The sequence below is a fragment of the Granulosicoccus sp. 3-233 genome (assembly GCF_052681095.1).
This window is the reverse complement of sequence record NZ_JBQYLE010000004.1, coordinates 99690-123356: the sequence shown is the minus strand read 5'-3', so window position 1 is coordinate 123356 and position 23667 is coordinate 99690. Positions and strand designations below refer to the sequence as shown.

The 23667-nt window shown below is 58.7% G+C and carries 21 protein-coding genes; 15 read left to right on the top strand and 6 right to left on the bottom strand.

All coding sequences use genetic code 11. The annotated features are described in order from the left end of the window. Positions 1-111: 111 nt before the first annotated feature. Entirely contained in the window at positions 112-2037 is a 1926-nt protein-coding gene (locus tag ACUNV4_RS12445) for an AAA family ATPase (RefSeq protein WP_430878881.1), read from the bottom strand. A 283-nt stretch (positions 2038-2320) separates the two neighbouring features. Here ACUNV4_RS12445 and ACUNV4_RS12440 point away from each other — a divergent pair, with 283 nt between their 5' ends. After that, on the top strand, positions 2321-3061 hold the full coding sequence (locus tag ACUNV4_RS12440) for a maleate cis-trans isomerase family protein (RefSeq protein WP_430878880.1): 741 nt from the start codon (positions 2321-2323) through the stop codon (positions 3059-3061). A 42-nt stretch (positions 3062-3103) separates the two neighbouring features. On the opposite strand, the gene ACUNV4_RS12435 is transcribed toward ACUNV4_RS12440, so the two are convergent. Continuing rightward, positions 3104-4015: a LysR substrate-binding domain-containing protein gene (locus tag ACUNV4_RS12435; RefSeq protein WP_430878879.1), complete on the bottom strand. Its 912-nt coding sequence runs from the start codon at positions 4013-4015 to the stop codon at positions 3104-3106. 125 nt (positions 4016-4140) lie between these two features. Between ACUNV4_RS12435 and ACUNV4_RS12430 the strand changes: the two genes are divergently transcribed. Further along, positions 4141-5001, top strand: coding sequence for a pirin family protein (locus tag ACUNV4_RS12430; protein WP_430878878.1), 861 nt, complete (start codon positions 4141-4143; stop codon positions 4999-5001). An 85-nt stretch (positions 5002-5086) separates the two neighbouring features. Next, positions 5087-6022: a pirin family protein gene (locus ACUNV4_RS12425; RefSeq protein ID WP_430878877.1), complete on the top strand. Its 936-nt coding sequence runs from the start codon at positions 5087-5089 to the stop codon at positions 6020-6022. 64 nt (positions 6023-6086) lie between these two features. On the opposite strand, the gene msrA is transcribed toward ACUNV4_RS12425, so the two are convergent. Then, positions 6087-6677, bottom strand: coding sequence for a peptide-methionine (S)-S-oxide reductase MsrA (msrA, locus tag ACUNV4_RS12420; protein ID WP_430878876.1), 591 nt, complete (start codon positions 6675-6677; stop codon positions 6087-6089). Positions 6678-6832: 155 nt separating this feature from the next. On the opposite strand from msrA, the gene ACUNV4_RS12415 reads away from it, so the two are divergent. Both ACUNV4_RS12415 and ACUNV4_RS12410 read left to right on the top strand, forming a co-directional pair. After that, a complete protein-coding gene (locus tag ACUNV4_RS12415; RefSeq protein ID WP_430878875.1) occupies positions 6833-7456 on the top strand; it encodes an HAD family hydrolase in 624 nt (207 codons plus the stop codon). A gap of 30 nt (positions 7457-7486) precedes the next feature. After that, the gene (locus ACUNV4_RS12410; protein WP_430878874.1) at positions 7487-8713 is read left to right on the top strand and encodes an MFS transporter; all 1227 of its coding nucleotides are present in this window, start codon (positions 7487-7489) and stop codon (positions 8711-8713) included. A 57-nt stretch (positions 8714-8770) separates the two neighbouring features. Here ACUNV4_RS12410 and ACUNV4_RS12405 read toward each other — a convergent pair whose 3' ends face one another. Next, on the bottom strand, positions 8771-10390 hold the full coding sequence (locus tag ACUNV4_RS12405; protein ID WP_430878873.1) for a GMC family oxidoreductase: 1620 nt from the start codon (positions 10388-10390) through the stop codon (positions 8771-8773). Between the two features lie 255 nt (positions 10391-10645). On the opposite strand from ACUNV4_RS12405, the gene ACUNV4_RS12400 reads away from it, so the two are divergent. The 5 genes from ACUNV4_RS12400 to ACUNV4_RS12380 all read left to right on the top strand — a co-directional run bounded on the left by ACUNV4_RS12400 (position 10646) and on the right by ACUNV4_RS12380 (position 18229). Beyond that, positions 10646-11629, top strand: coding sequence for an ABC transporter substrate-binding protein (locus tag ACUNV4_RS12400; RefSeq protein WP_430878872.1), 984 nt, complete (start codon positions 10646-10648; stop codon positions 11627-11629). 5 nt (positions 11630-11634) lie between these two features. After that, entirely contained in the window at positions 11635-13176 is a 1542-nt protein-coding gene (locus ACUNV4_RS12395; RefSeq protein ID WP_430878871.1) for a sugar ABC transporter ATP-binding protein, read from the top strand. Beyond that, positions 13173-14174 (top strand): ABC transporter permease, encoded by a 1002-nt coding sequence (locus ACUNV4_RS12390; RefSeq protein ID WP_430878870.1) that lies wholly within the window; start codon positions 13173-13175, stop codon positions 14172-14174. The genes ACUNV4_RS12395 and ACUNV4_RS12390 overlap by 4 nt, the downstream gene beginning before the upstream one ends. Beyond that, a complete protein-coding gene (locus ACUNV4_RS12385; protein WP_430878869.1) occupies positions 14171-15190 on the top strand; it encodes an ABC transporter permease in 1020 nt (339 codons plus the stop codon). The genes ACUNV4_RS12390 and ACUNV4_RS12385 overlap by 4 nt, the downstream gene beginning before the upstream one ends. A 252-nt stretch (positions 15191-15442) precedes the next feature. Continuing rightward, positions 15443-18229, top strand: a complete 2787-nt coding sequence (locus ACUNV4_RS12380) for a thrombospondin type 3 repeat-containing protein (RefSeq protein ID WP_430878868.1) — start codon at positions 15443-15445, stop codon at positions 18227-18229. 162 nt (positions 18230-18391) lie between these two features. Here ACUNV4_RS12380 and ACUNV4_RS12375 read toward each other — a convergent pair whose 3' ends face one another. Further along, positions 18392-18931 (bottom strand): PRC-barrel domain-containing protein, encoded by a 540-nt coding sequence (locus ACUNV4_RS12375; RefSeq protein ID WP_430878867.1) that lies wholly within the window; start codon positions 18929-18931, stop codon positions 18392-18394. Positions 18932-19245: 314 nt separating this feature from the next. Between ACUNV4_RS12375 and ACUNV4_RS12370 the strand changes: the two genes are divergently transcribed. Beyond that, positions 19246-19698 (top strand): GNAT family N-acetyltransferase, encoded by a 453-nt coding sequence (locus ACUNV4_RS12370; RefSeq protein WP_430878866.1) that lies wholly within the window; start codon positions 19246-19248, stop codon positions 19696-19698. A 76-nt stretch (positions 19699-19774) separates the two neighbouring features. Here ACUNV4_RS12370 and ACUNV4_RS12365 read toward each other — a convergent pair whose 3' ends face one another. Continuing rightward, positions 19775-20398: a TetR/AcrR family transcriptional regulator gene (locus ACUNV4_RS12365; RefSeq protein ID WP_430878865.1), complete on the bottom strand. Its 624-nt coding sequence runs from the start codon at positions 20396-20398 to the stop codon at positions 19775-19777. Positions 20399-20501: 103 nt separating this feature from the next. Here ACUNV4_RS12365 and ACUNV4_RS12360 point away from each other — a divergent pair, with 103 nt between their 5' ends. From ACUNV4_RS12360 to ACUNV4_RS12345, 4 genes are all read left to right on the top strand, one after another. Then, on the top strand, positions 20502-21104 hold the full coding sequence (locus tag ACUNV4_RS12360; protein WP_430878864.1) for a DUF2306 domain-containing protein: 603 nt from the start codon (positions 20502-20504) through the stop codon (positions 21102-21104). Positions 21105-21294: 190 nt separating this feature from the next. Next, positions 21295-21642, top strand: coding sequence for a DUF1428 domain-containing protein (locus ACUNV4_RS12355; RefSeq protein ID WP_430878863.1), 348 nt, complete (start codon positions 21295-21297; stop codon positions 21640-21642). 61 nt (positions 21643-21703) lie between these two features. After that, entirely contained in the window at positions 21704-22177 is a 474-nt protein-coding gene (locus tag ACUNV4_RS12350) for a VOC family protein (protein WP_430878862.1), read from the top strand. 134 nt (positions 22178-22311) lie between these two features. Further along, the gene (locus tag ACUNV4_RS12345) at positions 22312-23565 is read left to right on the top strand and encodes a cation:proton antiporter (RefSeq protein WP_430878861.1); all 1254 of its coding nucleotides are present in this window, start codon (positions 22312-22314) and stop codon (positions 23563-23565) included. Positions 23566-23667 lie beyond the last annotated feature (102 nt).

Sequence of the window (23667 nt, the reverse complement as noted above, 5' to 3'; positions counted from 1 at the left end):
GGGTGGGTGATATGCAAGCCGAATACCAGTCTTTGACGCAGAAACAGGTTTCATTGTTTGGTTGGGCAGAGCACCACCGCCCCGGCTGGGGCGATGCGGCGTCACTTGCCATCAGGCGCTACGCGCTGAAATCTCCTCGATCCACTGGCGTAGCGACTCAGGCAGGATCAGCTGTTTGCGGGCACGGGTGACTGCCACATAGATGGCCGAGCTGAAGGCGGCACGAGACAGGTTTGCCGAGGCGCTGACGACATCGGGTGTCAGCATGACGGTATCGAACTCGAGGTTGCGCACGTTCTCGATCAGACCCACGGAATAGGCAGGTTTGCCGATTCGCTGAAATCGCTGATAGGTCTGCTTCCAGTGCGCATGACCGTAACCCTTGTCCAATAACTGATTGATACGTTGGAAACCGGTGTTGGCGGCATGCTCGCTGGCAACATGAAGCCAGGAGGAATAGCGGAACAGCTCGCCATGACGAGCGCCGCGGCCACCGGCCTTGAGCTCGATGCAATCCTGCACGAACATGTCCAGGTCCTTGTGATCGTTCAGCAGGGAAGGATTGATGTTGGCGCTGGCCAATCGTTGCGACCATTCGAACAGACCCCAGGTATCGTTGACCAGGATCACGGCGGCCTGTTGAGGAACGGCCGCCTTCCGGTAATACCGGATGTCCAGCTGCGTCATGTCGTTGCCCTGAAACGGTGCCTTGGTGCGACTGGGATGCACCGTGATGATGGGGTTGATGATGCTCTCCACGGCATGTCCCGATCGAACCGACTGCACCATCTCCCGCAGACGCGTACTTCTCGATTGGGGTGTGGAACGACCGTTCAGATTCTGGTAGTCATCGCCCAGAGTCGCCCGGGCTTGCGGGCTGCAGGCAAGAATCTGGAAGACCGGTCGCGGCAGGTCGTGACACTCATCCACCAGCACATGGGAATACTGTGCCGGCACCGGCCAACGGTTCAGTGCTGCCCACTTGATCTTGTGAAAGCCGCGTACCTGTGGCCGAAAGTCGGCCGTGGGCGGGGCGAGGATGGCCTGCCAGAGTTCACGGGCATGCTGGCAGACGATGGCATGCAGGGTGGAGTCGAACAGTGCCGCGTAACGCGCGGGAATATGCTTCTGCTCGATACGCTCATCGGTGCTCTGGCAGAAGCGGAACACGGTGGCACGCACGGCGGTGATGATCTGCTCGCTGCTGCGATTGCCGACAGTACGAATACCAAGCCGGCGAATCAGAACGTCGTCGGGTTGAGTCGCGCGGGTACGGTCCTGACGCAGCATGTTGCGATTGGCCGAGGAGGTCAGGTCCGGCGGAATGACCAGATCTGCCAGTTCGCTGAAGGTACAGGCGTGAACCTTTTCCGAGTGGCGCCGATCGATACCCAGGGCGTCCAGCTGTCGGCTGTATTCAGCCAGCACGAGAATGCGTGATGTCGAGGTTTCGAACAGTGACAACAGGCTCTTGATCAGGGATGTCTTGCCGGTGCCGGCATAGCCCTGCACATGCATGTGTTCATCATTGTCTGCCTGAAACTCCCGGAACACGCGACTCTGCTCGGTACTCAAAGACAGGCGCCGGTCGGCCACGCTGGTCATGACGCGCCGTGATGCCTGCTGATCGCGTTGACGCTGGGAAAAGCCGTAATCCCAACGACCCTGTTCGGTCAGATAGTCCTGCTGCTCGCAGCTGTCGTCATCCAGCAGCGCTATCCGGAACTCGCGGATGAGGTAGTAGCCTGCCTCGATGGTGTCGCGATTGAGCCTGTCACTGGTCTGCTTGCGCAGCAGTTCCAGCTCGGAACCTTCAAGCTGTGGATGAAAGGCATCGATGATGTCCGCCAGCAATCGCTCCGGCGATCGTCTGCCATCGGGTTTGAGACTGGTCAGGCCGGCCAGCAGCCACAGGGAGGCCAGTTCAGGCATGGAGCATGACAGGACGCCTTGCTCCCAGCTCATTGACTCGTCCAGCAAGCCATGCAGCGTATTGTCGCTAAGCGGCAGAAACAGGGCTGCATCGGTCGGTGGCATGGTCGATCTCGGCGGAGTGGTCGGTGCGATCCTGTGCGGATCTTACACCGCTGGCAGACTGCTTACAGTGGTGCGGAAATACGGAAAGCGCTTGCAGGTGTTGGAATTCCCCGGAAACACGGCATATTGCAGGGCACAAGCTGTCATTGCACCCGTGCGTGTCCGTTGGCGTCCTTTTCCATCGTTGTAAAAATGCTTACTTGCGGCCGCTTGCAGAGTTTCCCTCATTCGTGACATGGTTATGCGCCATTCCACCCCGATACTGATCGACTTCGATTGATTCATGACAAGACCTACCGTCGTTAACCCCAAACGCATAGGCATGTTGACGCCGTCTTCCAATACGGTGCTCGAACCCTATACCGCTCGCCTGTTCATGCCCTATGTGGACACGGTGACCGTGCATTTCTCTCGCTTCCGATTGAAGGACATCTCGCTGTCAGAGGCGTCCATCAGGCAATTCGATCATGACACCATCGCTGAAGCCGCTCTGCGACTGGCCGAGGCCAAGGTCGATTGCATTGTCTGGAACGGAACGGCGGCAGCCTGGTTGGGCATGGAGCAGGATCAGGTCCTGTGTGCCCGAATCACGGAAGAAACCGGCATACCGGTCACCTCGACCATGGAGGCCTTTGCCCGGGCAATAGACAGACTGCAGGCGAAACGACTCGCTCTGGTGACACCCTACACATCGGATATCCAGAACGCGATCATCCGCCGTTATGAGGAACAGGGTTTCGAGATCGTTCACGAGACACATCTGGGGGATCTCGACAATTTCTCCTTCGCCAACTACACGGTAGACGAAATCAAGGGTCACACGATGAAGGCGGCCGAGAGTCGACCCGATGTCATCCTGATACTGTGCACCAACTTCCGGGGAGCATCGGTCGCGGCCGAAGTGGAAACCTACATGGACGTGCCGGTGCTGGATTCGGTCTCTGTCACCGCATGGCACTGCCTGCAGGAAGTGGGCGTCAGCCCGGCAGAGATTGCCGGCTGGGGCCGGGTATTCGCACTCTGACAGGCTTGTATTGTTCCGGTGGCAGAAGATCACCGTATTCTGTCAGACAGGCTCGGCAGGTCGTGCAGCATACTCCTTGACCAGAAAGTCGATGAGACTGCGAATGGAAGGCAGCAGGCCGCGGCGAGAAGGAAAGATGGCCTGCACCGACCCGGCCAGTGGTCGCCACTGCGGCAGGAGGTCGACGATCCTGCCTGCCTGGATTTCCGCCTGCGCCACCATGCTTGGCAGCTGCACGACCCCCACCCCTGCAATGGCGGCATGCAGCAGCTGTGACATGTCATCGGTGATCAGGCGCGGTTGATGCTGGATGCGGACTTGTGCCTGCTGTGGGCCATTCAGTTCCCAGACGTGTTCACGCCCGGGTCGGTCCAGATCCATGCTGGGCAGATTGGCCAGGTCGGCCGGGCAGATCGTTGTCGGTAGTGAGTCGATGACAGCCGGGCAGGCCACGATGCGCTGCGAGCTGTCACCCAGCACGCGCATCGCCAGATCGGAGTCTTCGAATGGCGGAAAACGCACTCGAATGGCAACATCGACCCCTTCACCGATCAGGTCCACACGCCGGGACGTCGCGTCCAGCTCGACCCTGACCAGTGGGTAGGCTGCCATGTAGCGGGCGATCATCGGTCCGAGTTCGAAACAGATCAGTGCCGGGGGAGCGCTCAAACGGATCAGTCCCTGCGGCTCCGAGCGAGACCGATCGATGACTTCCTGAGCCGCTTCGGCTTCCACCAGCATGGCGACGCAGTGGCGATGGTACTCCTGACCGATTTCGGTGACGGCCAGTTTTCGGGTGGAGCGCTGAATCAGGCGAATGCCGACGCGTTCCTCCAGAGCCAGGATGCGGCGGCTGAGCGTCGATTTGGGCACACCCAGGGCACGTCCGGCAGCGGCAAAGCTGCCGTGGTTCACCACCTGCACGAAATAGTAGAGATCGTTGAGGTCTTGCATTGCTGATTGTCCTGAATATGGGACGATGCAATCAATAATACCCCTCTAATCAATTTGTCGTCTCGCACATATACTTGATTCCAACGAAGACCGGAATGTCCGGTCCATCACAGGAGATCAAGTCCATGAGACAGATACTGGGTGTTCACAGTGCCCCTCGGGCACATTGGGTGGGTGATGGCTTTCCCGTTCGCACGCTGTTGTCGCATCACGATCAGGGGCAGCACGTCAGTCCGTTCATCATGCTCGATCATGCCGGGCCGCATCAGTTCGAACCGACCACGGCGCGACGCGGTGTCGGAACCCATCCTCACAAGGGCTTCGAAACCGTCACCATCGTGTACGAGGGCGAAGTGGAACACCGTGATTCCACCGGCGCTGGCGGGGTGATAGGTCCGGGTGACGTACAGTGGATGACAGCCGCTTCGGGCATCCTGCATCAGGAATACCACTCACCGGCATTCGCCGAGAAAGGTGGTAATTTCGAGATGGTGCAACTGTGGGTCAATCTGCCGGCGAAGGACAAGTCGGCAAGCCCGGGTTACCAGACCATCGTGAAGACAGAGATTCCGCAGCTCGACCTGCCCGAAGGGTCAGGTAGTGTTCGTGTCATTGCCGGTGAATTCAATGGTCGGGGTGGTCCGGCGAGAACCTTCACACCCATCAACATCTGGGATCTGCGCTTGCGCAGTCACAAGTCGGTCACACTGGATGTTCCGGAGGGGCATACACTGTCGATAGTGGTACTGGCTGGCACGGTCACTGTCAACGGGCGGGAAACCGTTCGTGAATCGCAGACCGTACTGCTGGCCCGCGAGGGCGGTGGGGTCAGCCTCGAGGCGAACAGTGATGCCAGAATACTGGTGCTCAGTGGAGAGCCGATCGATGAGCCCGTTGTGGCACACGGTCCGTACGTCATGAACACGGCCGATGAAATCCGGCAGGCCATGGTGCAGTTCCAGAGTGGTGCTTTCGGATCGATGTAGACAGGAAAGGCCTGATACGGGCGGTTTCGGTATGCGGCCGGGACCGTCCGATTTTCACCCCACATCAGCATGTCAGGAGAGAATCATGAGCTGGAGACCAGGCATTGAACCCGCTTGTCCCGATGAGATCGGTGTTGACAGCATCGAGACCATCATCGTGCCAAGAGCCCGAGATCTGGGCGGCTTCGAGGTGCGGCGCGCGTTGCCGGCACCCAGACGACAGATGGTCGGACCCTTCATCTTCTTCGATCAGATGGGGCCCGCCGAATTCATTACCGGCAAGGGCGTGGATGTTCGGCCACATCCGCATATCGGACTGGCAACGGTTACCTATCTGTACCGTGGCGAGTTTCAGCATCGTGACAGTCTGGGTACGAATCAGGTGATTCTTCCCGGAGCGGTCAACTGGATGGTGGCGGGTCAAGGGGTGACGCATTCGGAGAGAACCAGCGAACAGACCCGTCAGAACCCGCACAGCCTGTTCGGTATTCAGACCTGGGTGGCTCTGCCCGAGAGCCACGAAGCGGTGGCGCCGAGCTTCGAGCACCATGGCAAGGCGGATTTGCCCATCATCGAAGACGAAGGTATACACATGCGCCTGATCCTGGGCAATGCCTATGGCGAGAGGGCGCCCGCCAGCGTGTTCTCGGAAATCTTCTACGCGGATGTCAGCCTGCAGCCCGGTGCCTTGTTGCCACTGCCCGATGATCACGAGGATCGAGGACTCTATGTGGTGGACGGCTCCGTGTCCATCGCCGGTCAGGAATTCACGGATGGGCAGATGATGGTCTTTCGACCCGGCGACCGGATCACGGTGAAAGCAGGTTCACGAGGTGCCAGACTTGTGATTCTGGGTGGCGAGACTCTGAACGGTCCGCGTTACATCTGGTGGAATTTCGTCTCATCCAGCAAGGAGCGCATCGAAGAGGCGAAGGCACAGTGGCAGCAGCAGCAATGGGGTGCCGGACTGTTCGATCTGCCGCCGGATGATCGCCAGGAGTTCATTCCCTTGCCGGACTGAAGCCGGTAGCGCCTTCGGTGGTGTGGCGGTGTCGCTGACGGATCAGCGGCACCGCCTGGTGATGCTATACCGTGGCATCATCTCCCCAGATGGCCTGCAGACGACGATCACGGCCACAGCTGAATCGATAGGCCTTGTAGCGGATGGGGCTCTTCTTGTAGAAGTCCTGATGAGCAATCTCATCGCCCTTGATGGGGTAGAAGGTGCTCAGCGGCAGAATCGGAGTCACGACCGTCTGGTCGGGAAATCGTTCGACTACGGCCTGACGGGTCTGCTCGGCCAGTGCCCGTTCCTCCTCGTTGGCAACGAATACGGCGCTGAGGTAGCTCGGACCCTTGTCGCAGAACTGACCGCGGTCATCGAACGGATCGATGTTGACCCAGAAATGATCGAGAATGTCCTTGTAGTCGAGAACCTCGGGATCGTAGGTGATTTCCACCGCTTCGTAGTGGCCGGTGTGGTCTCCGCGATAGGTCGGGTTCTCGGCGCTGCCACCGGTGAAGCCCGAGATGACCTCACTGACCCCCGGCAGACTCTCGAAGTCCTTTTCCATGCACCAGAAACAGCCGCCGGCCAGTACGGCAGTGTCGGCCTGTGCAGACAGGGGCAGCAGGGTGGCCGCGGTGAGAAAGAGGCTGGCAAGTGTGCTTTTCATGTGTATTCCGAGGTGTCTGGCGCAGGTGATTGCATGAGTTTGTGACCTTGTACGTCGGCCGGAGTTCTGGTGGATTCAAAGGGCTGATCGCAATATCGGCTTGACGCGCTCGCCAATTGCCCGACAATGGCAGCTCCGCGACAATCCGGTATTCCATGAAGCACCCACTCATCATCTTTGATATGGACGGCACTCTGGTACAGAGTGAAGAATGCGCATCCCAGGCATTGCTGGAGGCCATCCCCGACCTGCAAGGCAGTCTCGATGAGTTGACGCAGCGCTACCGGGGTTGGCGGCTGGCTGAGGTTTTCGTGGATATCGAGTCCCGGCAGCCAGGCTGTATTCCCGAAGACTGTCTGCAGCGTTACCGGGAACGAGAGGCAATACTGGCGCATTCGATGATCACCCCCAGCGTGGGTGTCGAGAGTCTGCTGTCGCAACTCCGTCACCGCAAATGCATTGCCTCGAATGCTTCAATCGAGAAGACCCGACGATCCCTGCAGATTTGCGGTCTGTCGCATCATTTCGACAGCGACATCTTCAGTGCCTATCAGGTGCAGGCCTGGAAACCCGACCCAGCGCTCTTTCTGCATGCGGCGGCAGCCTGTCGGGCAGAGCCCGAGCAGTGTCTGGTGGTGGAAGACAGCGAGGTGGGTCTGCGAGCGGCACAGGCAGCAGGTATTCCAGCAGTATTCTATGATCCGCACGGTTCGGATATCAGCATGGCCGGGGTGACTCGAATCACGGCACTGACCGATCTGCTGGACTTGCTGGCCTGATTCGGTCGATTCAACAGGAGCACAAGCCTCATGAGTTTGCTGACGCGCCAATGGCGCACACCATGGGTCGTCGTTGTGGCGGGCTGTCTCATTTCTGTCATCGGCTTCGGCGTTCGCTCCTCCTTCGGGCTGTTTCTGGAGCCGATGACAGCGGACCAGGGCTGGTCGCGCGAGACATTCGGTCTCGCCATGGCGCTACAGAACCTGTTCTGGGGGCTGGGACTGCCCATTGCCGGCATGCTGGCGGACAAGTGGGGCTCCAGCCGCGTCATCATCGGCGGTGCCGTGGCCTATTTTGCCGGGGTGTACGGCATGGCCCTGTCCGACTCCCATGCCTTGTTGTATCTGACCGGTGGCGTGCTGTGCGGACTGGGCATCGCCTTCTCGGCCTTCACTCTGGCCATGGCATCCATGGTCAGAGTGGTCGGGCCGGAAAGACGCTCGCTGGTACTGGGCGTCGGTACGGCAGCGGGTTCTCTGGGGCAGGTCCTGTTCTCGCCGATAGGCCAGGGTTTCATCAACGGTTTCGGCTGGCAGCAGGCCCTGATCATGATGTCCTGCTTTGCATTGATCCTGATTCCGCTGGCGTGGATGCTGCCGCATGGCGTGTCAGGCAGTCAGGCGCAGAACGAGCAGACGCTGCAGGCGGCGCTCGGGGAAGCATTGTCGCACCGAGGCTACGTACTGTTGACGCTGGGATTCTTCGTCTGCGGCTTCCACGTGGCCTTCATCACGGTGCATTTTCCGGCGTATGTGCGCGACATCGGTCTGGATCCGAACATCGGTGCCTACAGTCTGGCACTGATCGGCCTGTTCAACATTGCCGGTTCCCTGCTGTCGGGCATGGCCGGGCAGCGCTACAGCATGAAGCTCAGTCTGAGTGTCATCTACACGGCTCGGGCGCTCGTCATCGCCGCCTTGCTGCTCCTGCCCAAGACGCCACTGGTGGTGCTCGGCTTTGCAGCCATCATGGGGCTGTTGTGGCTCTCCACGGTGCCTCTGACCACCGGTATCGTGGCGCAGGTATTCGGCACGCGATACATGGCCACGCTGTTCGGGATCGTTTTCCTGAGCCATCAGATCGGCAGCTTTCTGGGTGTCTGGCTCGGTGGTCGGCTCTACGACAGCAGTGGCAGCTACGACAGCATGTGGGTCGCAGGGATCGTTCTGGGCTTGCTGGCAGCGCTGTTGCACTTGCCCATCAACGAGTCTCCGGTGGCGCGCCTGTCGCGCCTGCCGAGCGAGCCATCACCGTGAGATACGCCGCCCGGTGCGGCAGTATCGGCCGAGTCGTCGCCGGGACGGCTACAGCCATCAAAGCCGTCCACTGACCAGATCGGCACAGCGATCACCGAGCATCATTGCCGGTGCATTGGTGTTGCCGGCGTTGATGTTCGGCATGGCCGACAGATCACATACCCGCAGCCCATCGACGCCGCGCACCCGCAGGCGGGCGTCAAGCACCGCATCGCGATCACCATCACGACCCATGCGGGCAGTACCGCTGGGGTGGTAGTTGGTCTTGACGAAGCGCTTGCAATGATTGCGCAGCGTCTCGTCGTCATCGCGGCCATCGGGTGGTACGGCGATGCGCTTGATGCGGCTTGCCAGCGGCGATTGACGCAGAGCTTCCAGAAAGAAGCGCTGGCCGGCGATCATCGTGCGCATGTCGTCTTCGTGCTTCAGCAGGTTCGGTGAGACTCGTGGCATGGCAGACGGGTCGGCGGAGGCCAGTCGAACCTCGCCGCGCGACTTTGGTTTGACGACAACGGTTGTTATGGTCAGACCATATCCGTTTTCAACTTCACCGAGTGTGTCCCGGTCGAGGTACACGATGGGCGGGCAGAAGGCCTGAATGGTGGGCGTGGCATCGCGCTCCATCGGGTTGATGAAGGCACCGGCCTCGACACCGGCCGTGGTGATCGGCCCGGAACCGAACAGCTTGAACTGCAAGCCGTTCTTCAGCATGCGCCAACCCTCACCCTGCTTGTAGTATCCGTAGGGGCCATTGGTCAGAGCCGTCATGGGGACTTCAGGATGGTCGATCAGGTTCTGCCCCACCCCTTGAAGATCGACCGTGCAGGCAATGTCGTGCTCGGCCAGATGGTCGGCCGGGCCGATGCCCGAGAGCATCAGCAACTTGGGCGTCACCAGAGAGCCTGCTGCCAGTATGATTTCACCGTCGGCATGGACTGTGTGCAACTGCCCGGATCGGTCACGATACTCCACGGCACAGGCGCGATTGTCCTGCAGCAGGATTCGTTGCACTTCGCAGTGCAGTCGCACCTCAAGGTTCGGATCGTCCTGCAAGGGTGACAGATGGGAGTAGGCCGCCGAGCAGCGACGACCGGCCCGGTTCATGAACTGATAGAAGCCGACGCCGCGTTGCGATGCACCGTTGAAATCGCTGTTGAACGGCTCACCCATGGACTGCACGGCCTGTACGAACCAGCGAGATACTTCATTGATGTGTCCGGGGTCGGATACCAGCAGTGGCCCATCGCTGCCATGACGTTCGTCAAGCAGCCGTTCATTGCCCTCCATGCCCCGAAAATGCGGAAGCACATCCTTCCAGCCCCAGCCGACGGTGTCGTTGTTGCCGCGCAGTATTTCTTCCCATTCGTCGTAGTCCGAGGGGCGGCCGCGCATGTAGACCTGTGCGTTGACCGACGAGCCGCCGCCAAGCACATTGCCCTGCGGGATATCGTGCACGCGTCCGTCCAGATGCGCCTGCGGCTCCGTGTGGTGATAGCGCATGAAGCGCGAACCGTTGATCATCTTGAATATGCCCGGGGGCATGTCCAGCAAGGGATGACGGTTCGAATGGCCGGCCTCGAGCACCAGAACCCGGGCACCGGACCTGACCAGTCCGGCGGCAGCCACGCAGCCGGAGGAGCCTCCTCCGATGACGATGTGATCGACTGTCTCGCTCATGAACGACTCTCCTCGGTGGGATGTGTCGACAGGAAGGAAAAAGGATTTTTTCCGGGTGTTGACACATTCGGTCCAATGAGACTAGCATTCTAACTATGGTCATACCAAACGAGCAAGGCGTTTTGCCAGGCCGGGCGAGATTGTCGGTATTGCTCGTCGCTGGAGCGGTGTGATCTCGAACCATCAATGAAGTCGCGAGACGGGCGCAGATCCTTCCGCGGTTCCACCAATCCCACGGAAATGAAGAGGCAACACATGAAAAACAATGGACTCACCCAGGTAGTCACTGCCGTCAGTCTCGCGCTGGCAGTGGTCGCCGGTACCGCTCACGCGCAGGATCTGCCCAAACTCGAGAAGAAGGATCGCTACAAGGTGGGTTTCTCCCAGATGGAGAGCAACAACCCCTGGCGTATCGCCGAAACCCAATCCTTCGTGGATACGGCCGAGAGCTGCAACTGGGATCTGATTTCCACCGATGCCGCTGGTTCTGCTGCCAAGCAGGTAGCGGATGTGGACTCCATGATTGCCCAGGGTATCGATGTACTCTTCCTGCCTCCGCGTGAAGAGAAGCCGCTGATTCCCGCGGTCATGAAAGCCAAGGCTGCCGGCATTCCCACATTCCTGGTGGATCGTTCAGTCGATCCGGCAGTCGCCCAGGCGGGTCGTGACTATGTCGCCTTTCTCGGCTCCGACTTCATCGATCAGGGGCGACGAGTGGCCGAGTGGACGCTGGAGAATTTCAAGGGCGAGCAGGGCGTGATCGTCGAACTGGAAGGCACGACGGGTTCGTCACCGGCCAATGATCGGCGCAAGGGCTTTGACGATGTGATGGCTCAACACGACAACATGACCATCGTGGCATCCCAGTCCGGTGACTTTGCGCGAGATCTCGGGCGACAGGTGATGGAGACGCTGCTGCAGGCGCATCCGGATGTGAACATCGTGTATGCACACAACGATGAAATGGCCATCGGTGCCATTCAGGCGCTGACGCTGGCCGGACGCAAGCCCGGAGAGGATGTGCTGGTTGTATCCATTGACGGTACACGGGATGCCTTGCAGGCCATCATCGACGGCAAGATGGGCGTAACTGTCGAGTCTTCCCCGTTCTTCGGCCCTGTGGCCTGTGATGTCATGGAACGCTATATCGCCGGTGAGGAAATCGAGCCCTGGGTTCAGGTTCAGGATCGCATCTTCACGGCAGAAAACGCTGCCGATCACATCGACGAAGCCTACTGATCGTCGTGAGTGATGCACCTCTGCTGGCGATGCGGGGCATCGCCAAGTCATTCGCCGGGGCGGTGGCACTGGACGGTGCATCGCTCACTGTCGGGCCGGGAGAAGTTCACGGCCTGATTGGTCAGAACGGGGCGGGCAAATCCACCCTGATCAAGATACTCACCGGTGTGTACATGCGTGACGCCGGTGAAGTGAGCTTTGCCGACAAGCCGCTGCAGGTGGCCTCCCCACGCGAGGCCCAGGCGGCGGGTATTTCAACGATCTATCAGGAACTGACGCTGGTACCACTGCGAAGCGTGACCGAGAATGTCGTTCTGGGTTATGAACCACGTACGCGTCTGGGGCTCATCGACTGGCGGCGCGCGCACGAGAGAACGCGGCGGATACTCACCGATTTCGGAATCGACGTGGATGTGCATGCGCCGCTGGGGGAATACTCCACGGCCATTCAGCAACTGGTGGCCATTGCTCGCGCCGTATCGCTGGAGGCACAACTGGTCATCATGGATGAACCGACGTCCTCGCTGGATGAGCGAGAAGTGGCCGTGCTGTTTTCCGTGGTGAAACGCTTGCGCGAGGCGGGTACATCGGTACTGTATGTATCGCACTTTCTGGATGAGCTGTTCACCATCTGCGACCGTGTGACCATCATGCGTGATGGTGCCACCATTGCAGATCATCCCATTGCCGATACCGACAAGACCTCGCTGATTGCCGAGATGCTGGGGCGCGAGGTCAGCGACATTCAGGCCGCGGGCATGACCGAGCTGGGTGGCGGCACGAATACAGCGGGTGAGCTGGTGTTCGATGCCCGGGGCGTGGCCACGAATCGTCGTCTGCGTTCACTGGACTTGTCGGTGCGTTCGGGCGAAATCGTCGGACTGGGAGGCTTGCTGGGTTCCGGTCGAACCGAGGCAGCTCGTGCGATCTTCGGTGCGGACAGTCTGACGGCGGGCACCCTGGAATTTGCCGGCAACAGCGCACCCCCGTCGACGCCGTCTGCGGCAATCAACAGTGGCATCGGCTTTCTGACAGAGGATCGCAAGGCCGAGGGCATCATCCCCGACATGTCGGTCCGCGAGAATCTGACGCTGGCACTGTTGCCGGCGCTGACCCGTCATGGCCGTATCGATCGTGCCCGGGAGCGCGAGCTGGTTGAAGGCTTCATCCAGTCACTGGGTATCAAGCTGAATGACATGGATCAACCGATTCGCGAGTTGTCCGGCGGCAACCAGCAGAAAGTGCTGCTGGCACGGTGGCTGGCCATCCATCCGAAGTTGCTGATTCTGGATGAACCGACTCGCGGCGTGGACGTCGGTGCGAAGTTCGAGATACAGGCAATCATCCGCCAGCATGTGGAAGCCGGTGTGGGGGTGTTGTTGATCTCGTCGGAGTTCGAGGAGCTGGTCGAGGGGGCGGATCATATCGTGGTGATGCAGGATGGGGTATCGGTCAGTCGCATGAGTAATCCGGGAATCACCGAGGAAGGGCTGATCAGTGCCATTGCCCGAGCCCCGGATCAGGACGTACAGCAGGGAGTCACATGAACACAAGTGTTGCAAATCCGGGGGTATCCGGGAGTACGACAAGCGGTGTTTCCTGGCGAAGCCTGCTGGGGCGCTATGGCACTCTGGTGGCGCTGGCTGTACTGCTGCTGGTCAATGTCCTGATCACACCGAACTTTCTGCAATGGCAGACACTGTTCGTCAATATCAGTCAGGTGGCGACCATTGCCATCGTGGCGGTAGGCATGACCCTGGTCATAGCGACCGGAGGAATCGATCTGTCGGTCGGTGCTGTCATGGCGCTTGCCGGAGCAATGGCGCCACTGATCTTCGGTTCTGCCTTCGGTCTGGCCAATCCGGTCATCGGACTGATGCTCGCCATTGCATTGCCACTGCTGGTCGCCATGGCCTGTGGCCTGTTCAACGGCATCATGATCAGCGTATTGCGCGTACAGCCCATCATCGCCACCCTGATCCTGTTTATCTCTGGGCGGGGCATTGCCCAAGTGCTGACCAATGGCAATCTGCAGACCTTCAGCAATCCGGCCTTCAGCTACCTGGGTACCGGCCGTGTGCTCGGTCTGCCGTTTCAGGGATGGCTGGCGGTCGTGATAGCCGGTATTGCGTTCTGGCTGGTGACCCGCACTCTGCACGGGCGGCACCTGCTGGCCGTGGGTGGCAACGAGCGCGCAGCCGAATTGTCCGGTGTGCCGGTAAGACGAGTGAAGATCAGCGTCTATATCATCTGTGCCTTTCTGTCCGGCATTGCCGGGCTGGTGGTGGTCGCGATCAACTCGGCATCCGATGCCGCGCGCAATGGCAATCTGATGGAGCTTGACGCCATCGCCGCAGCGGTCGTAGGTGGCGCCTTGTTGCAGGGTGGGCGAGCGCCGGTATTCGGTGCGCTGCTGGGGGCGGTCATCATTCAACTGGTGAAGTACACCTTGCTGGCCAATGGTATCGAGGATGAAGTGGCTCTGATTGCCAAGGCTGGCATCATCGTCGCAGCCGTTGCACTGCAACAGGGACGACGCGAATGAACTCGGCAACAGACAATCTGTTCGACCTGCGACCGCTGCTGCGAGGCAGTGGACAGACCGTCGGTGTGTTCCTGGCACTGATCTGTCTGATCGTGTTCGGGTTGATGCGTTACGAGAATTTCGGCGGTGCCTACAACATTGCCTCCTTTCTCAATTACAACGCCATGTTCATCCTGATTTCCATCGGCATGTGCCTGGTCATCATTACCGGTGGCATTGATCTCTCGGTGGGATCGGTAGCCGCGTTCAGCTCCGTTTGCGCCGCCTATCTCAGTCCCTATGGTCTGCAGGTCGCCTTGCCTGGCGGAATTCTCGCCGGACTGGGGTTCGGGGCACTGAATGCCTTCATCATTCTGGCACTCAGAGTGCCTCCCTTCATTGCCACTCTGGCCACCTTGCTGGCTGCCAAGGGCGGCTCTCTGGTGCTCAGTGGTGCCGAGACCATTGCGGTGGACTGGAGTAGCAATTTCACCAGACTGGGTATGGAGAAGGCATTCGATGTGGTGCCGTGGAGCATACTCATCGTGCTGCTCGTGGCAGTGTTTGCCTGGGTGGTGCTGGAGCGCAGCTCTCTCGGCCGTACCTTGCTGGCCGTCGGCGGGGGCGAGGAAGCCTCGTCCCTGATGGGCCTGGAAGTGGGACGCGCCAAGGCCTTTGCCTATCTGTTCAGTGGGGCTTGTGCCGGGCTCGCCGGTGTTTTCCTGGCCTCCGGATTCGGTGCCGGACAGCCACTGGAAGGGGTAGGCTGGGAGTTGTCTGCAATAGCCTCGGTGGTGGTGGGTGGCACTCTGCTGACCGGCGGCCTGGGTTCCATTACTGCAACCGTGATCGGTGCGCTGCTGCTGGGTCTGGTTTTCAATATCCTGAATTTCGAGAATGGACGCGGCACCATTTCACTCAGCGCCTACTGGCAACAGGTGATCCGCGGCGCCTTTCTGTTTCTGGTCATCCTGTTGCAGATGCGTGTGGCGAAGCGACGTACGGTAACCGGCATGCAGTTGGAAAAGGCGGAGTAGGGTCAGCTCTTCTGCGAGTCGGTACCGGTGACAGCGCTGGTTTTTCCGGAACCTGCCGGGGCTGATGTTCAAGGGTCGACGATGAGCTGACCGAACACCGCCTTTTTGTCATTTATGTGATTGGCATCTCATAATGAACGAAAGCAGATGTGAACTTTTGTCTTTGCCCCGCAAACACAAGCCGATGAAGTAACACTGAGGGGAAGATATTGCTATTCTGCGGCGGCACTCACGCTATCAATGGAATATTGCATGTCTGACCCTCGCATAGGCGCCGTCTTCCGGCTGCTTGCAACTGGCGCAGTGGCGCTCGTTTACAGTCACTCCCTGCACGCAGAGACCTTCTATATCCCGGAAGGAGATGTGGCCGCCTTGCAGGCTGCCCTGGACGCATCGGCCAACAATGGTGAAACGGATTACATCGACCTTCAGGGCAAGGTCTTCACTCTGACAGCGCCTCAGCCCGGTACCCAGAGTGGTCTTGTCGTTCAGGGAGAACCGGAGACCGACGATGACAATACCAATCATACCTGGATACAGAATGGCACCATAGAGCGCAGTACGGCGCCAGGCACTCCGGACTTCAGACTGGTCAAGGTCAATGCACCGCCCGGTGTGGCACCGTCCATTACCGAAAGCTCTGTCCACTTTGAAAATCTGGTGATGCGCAATGGTCGCTTCAACGCAGGTAATGTTTCTTCCAATGACAGTGGTGGTGGCGCGATAGAGGCCGACTGGCAGATCAATATCCGGTATTCCAGCCTGCAGAACAATGAGGTCGCTGGTAACGGTTCCGGTGGCGCAGTAAGAGCCACGTCCTACATGAATATCTGGAACTCGGAATTCATCGGAAATTCCGCTGTTTCCGCATTTCCCGGTACCGCCGGTCGTGGTGGCGCGGTGTATACCAATGCTCGGGGGTACATCACAGGCTCATTGTTCGATCGCAACAGAGCCAATGCCGGCGGCGCATTCTATGATGACGTTTTCAATACGGATGACGTTGGCGTCAATCGAAGTCTGTTCACCGGCAATTCGGCAAGCAATCTGGGAGGAGGAATCTGGTCACGATCCAGGCGGCTGTCAGTAACAAACTCGACCATGGTGGGTAACAGCGCCAGTGGTGGTGGCGCGATCTATTCACAGCGGCCTGAATCTGGCAACTCGATCGTCAAGTTCACCATCGAATTCAGCACGATTGTCAACAATACGGCTACCAGTGGCTCCGGTGGTGGCGGAATACTGTCTCAGGCGAATTTCTTCAATGGGCTGGAGTTCATCAGCTCCATCGTCGGCGACAACAAGGGGTCGGATGGCACCACCGACAACTGTGCGGTCATCAACAACGCAGTAAGTATAGCGCCGGTAACGTCCTCGATTTCCGACGATGCCTCCTGCAACAGCAGTCTCGGGGTATTCACGATCGTCGATGACATCTACAGCGTTGTCGAAGCACAGCTGGCCAGTAATGGCGGACAGACACAGACGCTGGCATTGACGCTCAACAGCCCGGCCATCGATGCGAGTACCGCCGATCGTTGCCCGGGGGTCGACCAGAGGCAAGCCTCGCGTCTTGACGATAATGCCGGTAATACCTGCGATATCGGTGCCTACGAACTGACATTGAACGATATTCCGGTGATCGACAGCGATGGCGATGGTATTCCGGATGAGGGCATGGATGGGCAGGCGGGCGATAACTGCCCAGCCATCATGAACGCCGATCAGAACGATGCCGATCAGGATGGCATCGGCGATGTCTGTGATGCAGACCGCGATGGCGATGGCATTCCGCAATTCGATGCCGATACAGAAACGGCTGACAACTGTCCCGATATTGCCAACGAGAATCAGCAGGATACCGACGATGATGGTTTCGGCGATGTCTGTGACAACACGCCGGACGGAGAAGATGCCGATGGTGATGGTATCGGAGATGCTTTCGATAACTGCCCGACAGTCAACAGTACCGATCTGACCGATACCGACAGTGACGGCGATGGCAATGTCTGCGATTCGGATGACGACGATGACGGCACACCTGATGTCGACGATGATTATCCACTGGATCCTGCCCGCCAGATTGCCGACGAGGACGAAGACGGCATACGTGACAGTGACGACAACTGCCTCTCAGTGGTCAATGCCGATCAGATCAATTCGGACGACGATGAACTGGGCGACGCCTGCGACAGCGATGATGACAATGACGGTATCCCGGATGTCGACGATGCCTTTCCGCTGGATCCGGACCGCTCGACTCTGGACCAGGATGGCGATGGTATCAGCGATGATGAGGACAATTGCCCGTCAGTGACCAATGCCGATCAGATCAATTCGGATGACGATGAGTTGGGCAATGCCTGCGACACTGATGATGATAACGACGGAACCCTGGATGTTGATGATGCCTATCCACTGGATCCGGACCGTACGTTCCTGGATCAGGACGGCGATGGCATACGCGACAGTCTGGACAACTGTCCGACTACCGCGAATGCCGATCAGTCTGATGCGGATGACGATGGACTGGGAGATGTCTGCGACGATACCGACGACAGTGCCAGTGTCGGAATCAACAGCGATGTGACACAGGCTGCGTCCGATCTGGCGAGCATCCTGGCGACCACCAGTGGTCAGGTTCAGCGAATTCTGTCCGGTGCTTCCCGGCGGCTGGATTGGGCGTTGAACAGCCGCTACTGGACATCGGAAAACGAGCTCTCAAGCCGGTACGGGGCTCGTGTATTTACCTATGCCAGTCTGGCTGTCAATGAAATCGAGCGGGTTGCCGATTCACGTCATGTCGATGCGGGGCTCAGAGCCGAGCTGGACGTGGTGAGCAGCGCCATTCTGGATGGTATGCGGTCACTGGCCACGAACAGGATAGCCGAAGCTACAGCTGCCAACGGTTCTCGATGGCGCATCGCAAGGGCCAATATCGCGTTGAGACTTGGGGATCGTGACAGGAGTCGTGATCGTTTGCGAGACGCCACGATCGACTATGGATATGCGTGGCGCTGGGCCGACGCGGCGTCCTGATCCATGCTGCAACTACATCGGTAGGCATGGTAACCATGGTGGCTGTCATGTCCTGCGACAGCCACCGTGTTCTTGGACAGGTGCCCGCTCTTTTGCGGGCACCAAGTCTCGTCCGAAGCCTGTCAGCCAGGCTCTACCTGTTGCTGACAGATCAGCGATTCACTACCCGTCATATTCTGGCTGGGCTTCCAGTTCTTCCTGGGTCGCATCCATGTAGACGCGGAAATCCATGCCATCGTCCGAACGCATGATATGCAGCTCTTCCATGGTTACGGCCACTTCGTGTTCGCCCATGCCGAGGAATCCACCGACATCGACTACCACTCGCTCGACGGTGGTACCGTCTTCACTCAGCAGCAGCTCATCGACCTCGCCGATATCCTCTTCATCCGTGGACGAATAGACGCGAACTCCGGTCAAGGCCTCAGCGGTCAGCTCTTCAGGTTCTGCCACCATATAACCTGCTCTGTCGACGTTGGCAGGCCGACGAAGCATGGTACGGTCAGCGGGCACCTGCGTATCCATGGAGTCTACATCCTGAGCCAGATTGTCGGCTGCCGCTTCTGTCTCTTCGACAACATTCTCTGCGCTGTCAGTCGTCATTTCACCCAAGGTGGGCTCTGGCGCGTCCGCGGCCTGTTGGGCCCAGGATGCCGTGCTGACTGAGAGAGCGATCAGTGTGGGGGCAAGTATGCGAATCATGTTCTTCACTCCTTTTTTCCAGTTGTTATGACAACTCAATGTCACAGGTGAACTGCGTGGTTCACGCAATCCGTGGGTCTACTCTATCCATGGAAGTCGGGCGTGGAATCCGATTGAAAAATATGCGGAACACCTTGCATTACTGCAATCATGGTCCGCCTGTAATTTCTGCACAGTGGTATGAGTAGCGGGCACGGTGGATCGACTGAACCAGGGGCAAGAGGCGTGGCATCGAGCCGTCAGGATTATTGCGTCTGGTAGCGTTGCTTGCCAAGATCACTGACGAGAGTCAGCAATGGCGTCGGGAGGTTGACATGACTACTGACTGCACCTTGAGCTTCCATCACCTTCAGCCGGGCAATGCCTCGCTGCTGAAAGGGGCGGCAGTGTTCGACAACCCGGTTGACAGACAGCAACTGGCAGCCTTCGTTGCCGATTGCGGACACCGAATGGTTTTCGCTACCTTGGGAGAGGAGGTCGTTGGCATGGCCTCGGGCACCGTGCTGTTGCACCCGGACAAGCAACCCGCCTTCTTCATCAATGAAGTGGGGGTGATCGATGCAATGCGAGGCCGTGGCATCGGGGCAAGGCTTGTGCAGATGCTGATGCAGGAAGCCCGTGACTCAGGTTGCCAAGGTATCTGGTTGGCAACGGAAACCGACAATCTCGCTGCTCGAGCGCTCTACAGCAAGCTGGATGCGCGATTGACGGAAACCGTGGTTGTCTATGATTGGGATGGGGCAATGGATGACGAGACGGGTTGCTGATGCGTCTGTAGACGCCGGTAAAGCGCGAGCGGAGCGCCGCTCGGCCGATGGCGATTCCTTGTCGTGAATTCGTGTCTCATCGAGGTTGACCCCGGGTGGCAGACAGCTCTAGCTGCGGAATGATGTCTTCCAGACGGATATCAGCCATGGGGTGTTGATCGTCGGACTGACGAGCCTTTTGCGACAGACCGGCGAAGCCATGCAGCAGTGACCAGATCATGATCTCGGTGCCGGCTGCTCCGCCGGGGCCGTGTTTGAATGGGGCGCAGCCGTCGGCAAGCACCTGATAGGCTGCTGCGGAGGCTGCCTCCAGTTCGCTATCGCAGTAACTCAGGCGTTCGGAGGAAAACATCAGGTTGTACAGTGATCGATTGTTCTCGGCAAAGGCCAGGTAGCCTCGACAGATTGCCAGCAAGCGCTTGCGTGGACCGCCGCCTGAGTTCTGACGCTCCTTAATCATCAGTTCGGTAAACAGGCTGAAACCACGAGCCGCGATGGTCGTCAGCAACCCTTCCAGTCCGTCGAAATGATGTGCCGGTGCTGCGTGGGACACCCCGGCGCGAGCGGCGCAACGTCTCAGCGTCAAACCGGCAGCCCCGTGCTCTGCCAGCAACTCGATTCCCGCCTGAATGAGCGCTTCACGCAAGTCACCGTGATGGTGAGGTTTTCGTTGAGCTGTTCGTTTGGTCGTTGTTCCCATCCGGTCGATGTTCGAGGATTGACTTGACAGTGTCAAGTAAAGCGTTCAATCTGATCGCCAGTTTGACACTGTCAAGTTCATTGAGACCGGGAGGCACCAGGGTATGTGGATCACGACTCGCTATTGTCTGTATGCGGCAAGCTCACTGTTGGTGGCGCTGGTGTCATGGCGGTTTCTGCTGATTGGAATGGATGCCGCCTTCGCCGGCCTGCCGCATCAGATAGTGTTGAACCCCTCGCTGTTTCTCATTCACGTGTTGGCCGGGCCAGCTGCGCTGCTGCTTGCGCCTCTGCAGTTTTCGCGTGGAATTCGCCTGAAAATGCCCGGCATCCATCGCTGGACGGGCCGTGCCTATGCCCTGATGGTTCTGTTTGCAGGGCTCAGTGGCTTGTTCATCGGTCTGGATGCGGAAGGCGGCCCGGCCGCAAGGGCGGGATTCGTGCTGCTGTCCCTGTTATGGCTGTGGACGACAGCGAAGGGGGTCATGTGCGCGCGAGCCAGACAGTTCAACCGGCATCGCGACTGGATGATGCGATCGGCCGCTCTGAGCTTTGCAGGCGTGACATTGCGAATCTGGCTACCACTGCAGCTGGTAGCGGGCATACCATTCGAGATTGCCTACCCCGTTGTTGCCTGGGCTTGCTGGGTGCCCAACCTGCTGTTTGCCGAGCTGATGCTGAAGCGTACCGCTCTGCCAACGAGCTGAGACGCAGGGCCGGCTGTTTGCCTGACCTTTCCACTCTGCAAGAAATACAACGGTGTGTCTGGTCGAAACCGACGTCGCTCGTTCGACTGTCAAACAGGTTCGTGATGACAGTGAGAATCTGTCATTCTTGAATCCGGAGATGGGATAGCCGTCACCGACTGAGCGTTTTCACTTCAACAGGAGATAGACCATGAACTATATCGATGGATTCATTGCTTCGGTTCCTGCAGACAACAAGCAGGCCTATATCGATCATTGCAAGGAGGCGGTAGCACTGTTCAAGGAATATGGTGCCATTCGGCAGGTGGAGAACTGGGGAGACGATGTGCCTGATGGTGAGGTCACGGACCTTCGCAAGGCTGTACTGGCCGAGGAGGGTGAAGTTGTCGTTTTTTCATGGATCGAATGGTCATCGAAGGAGGCTCGTGACGAGGCCTGGAAGAAGATGATGGAAGACCCTCGCATGAAGAACATGACGATGCCCTTCGACGGCAAGCGAATGATCTACGGTGGCTTCCAGACGCTGGTGGACGAATGACTCTTGCCCGCGATTTTGCAGCGATCAGCAGCTCAAGTTTCAGTGTTCAGTGGAGATGATGATGGACAGGATAACGACCTTTCTCTGGTTCGATGGTCAGGCCGAAGCAGCAGCGGATTTCTACACCGGCCTCTTTCCTGACAGCCGTATCGATGAAGTGACGCGCTCGACCATTGACTACCCCGGAGGCAGCGTGGGGGATGTCATTGTCGTTTCGTTCACGCTGTCGGGCCGCGGCTTTCAGGCAATGAATGGCGGGCCGGGACATCCATTCACTGAGGCGATTTCCCTGTCGGTCGACTGCGCCGATCAGGCGGAAGTAGATCACTACTGGGACAGTCTGATCGACGGTGGTGAAGCCATACAATGCGGCTGGCTCAAGGATCGTTACGGTCTGTGCTGGCAGGTGGTGCCGCGACTGCTGCCCGCGTTGTTGGCAGACCCCGATCGGGAAAAGGCCAGACGGGTGATGGAAGCCATGGTGAGCATGATAAAGCTCGATGTCGCCGCATTGGAGCAGGCGGCTGCGGGATAAGACTGTCGTGTCGAACGGGGAGTGTCGCTGCACGCGATAGCTCTACAGGCAGTGGGCAGGAATGACGATCGGGGATGGTCATTCCCTGAGGAGGTTATAGTTGACTGCTGATTCGTCGATGAGGTAATTCTTGCGTGCCGCTGGAATCGTTCTTCTCCTTCAGTTCCTACCATGTGGCTCTGACAACAGTCGGAATCATCGTGATTCTCTCGCGCTGGCTGCCGCGCGTAGTCTCCAGACGAGAACCCGCGGCCGCGCCGCTGATGATCCTGCTCGGAGCGGCTGCCGCCCTGCTGATTCCAGCCTTGCCGAGTGTGCCTGACCCAAGACAAACACCCCTGCCCTGGGAACTGGTCAGCGAAATGGCCATCATCATTGCCCTGTTCGGTACGGGATTGCGAATCGATTCATTGCGCCCATGGAAACGCTGGATGCCTGCACTGCGCATGCTGGGTATCGCCATGCCGTTGAGCATTCTGGCGGTTGCGTTGTCGGGCCTGCATCTGGCTGGTCTGACACTGGCAGGGGCGATTCTGCTCGGGGCAGTACTGGCCCCCACGGATCCGGTTCTGGCAGCCGATGTTCAGGTGGGACCCCCACATGAAGGGGCAGAGCATCCAGTACGCTTTACCCTGACGACAGAGGCGGCTCTGAATGACGGGCTTGCATTTCCATTTGTGTATCTCGGACTAGTCATCGCATCTCAGGGCATAAACGTCGGTGACTGGGGAATGGAGTGGTTGTTGCGTGATGTCCTGTATCGCATTCTGGTGGGAGCGTTCATGGGCTGGGCTGGTGCACGAGCTCTGGGGCATGTGCTTTTCGTGGTACCCCGGGGATCGACTCTGGCAGAGACAGGGTCAGGCGTTATCGCGCTGGCTGGGGTGTTGCTCTGTTACGGCTCTACCGAACTGATGGAAGGGTATGGTTTCATTGCCGTCGCTGTCATGGGGCTGACCTTGCGTCGCATCGAGGCAGACCATCGTTTCCATCGCAGTCTGCATGACTTTTCCGAATCCCTTGAGCATGCCTTGTCGGCGATTCTGCTGGTTGCACTGGGCGCAGTAATGCCGATGCTGTTCATCGAACTGGAATGGCCCCATGTTTTCATGGCTCTGATACTGCTGCTCGTGATACGCCCGATATCCGGTTGGCTAGGTCTGCTGGGTAGTGGGCTGGCTCATCGTGACAGGGCTGTTGTATCTCTGTACGGTGTTCGTGGCATCGGCTCGATCTACTATCTGTGCTATGCAGGACACCACATGGAGTTCGTCAATGAGGCTCAGCTCTGGTCGCTGGTGGCTCTGGTCATCCTGCTGTCAACGATAATCCACGGATTCACGGTCGGGTGGGCCATGGACAGACTATCAGACGAGTCTCTGAAATGAGCCAGAATACCCAATGACAGTGATATCGGTGACTCATCCCCCTGCACTGGCGGTATCATGGGCCGCAGTCAGTATCAACGAGAGCAGGGTGAGTGCAACGCT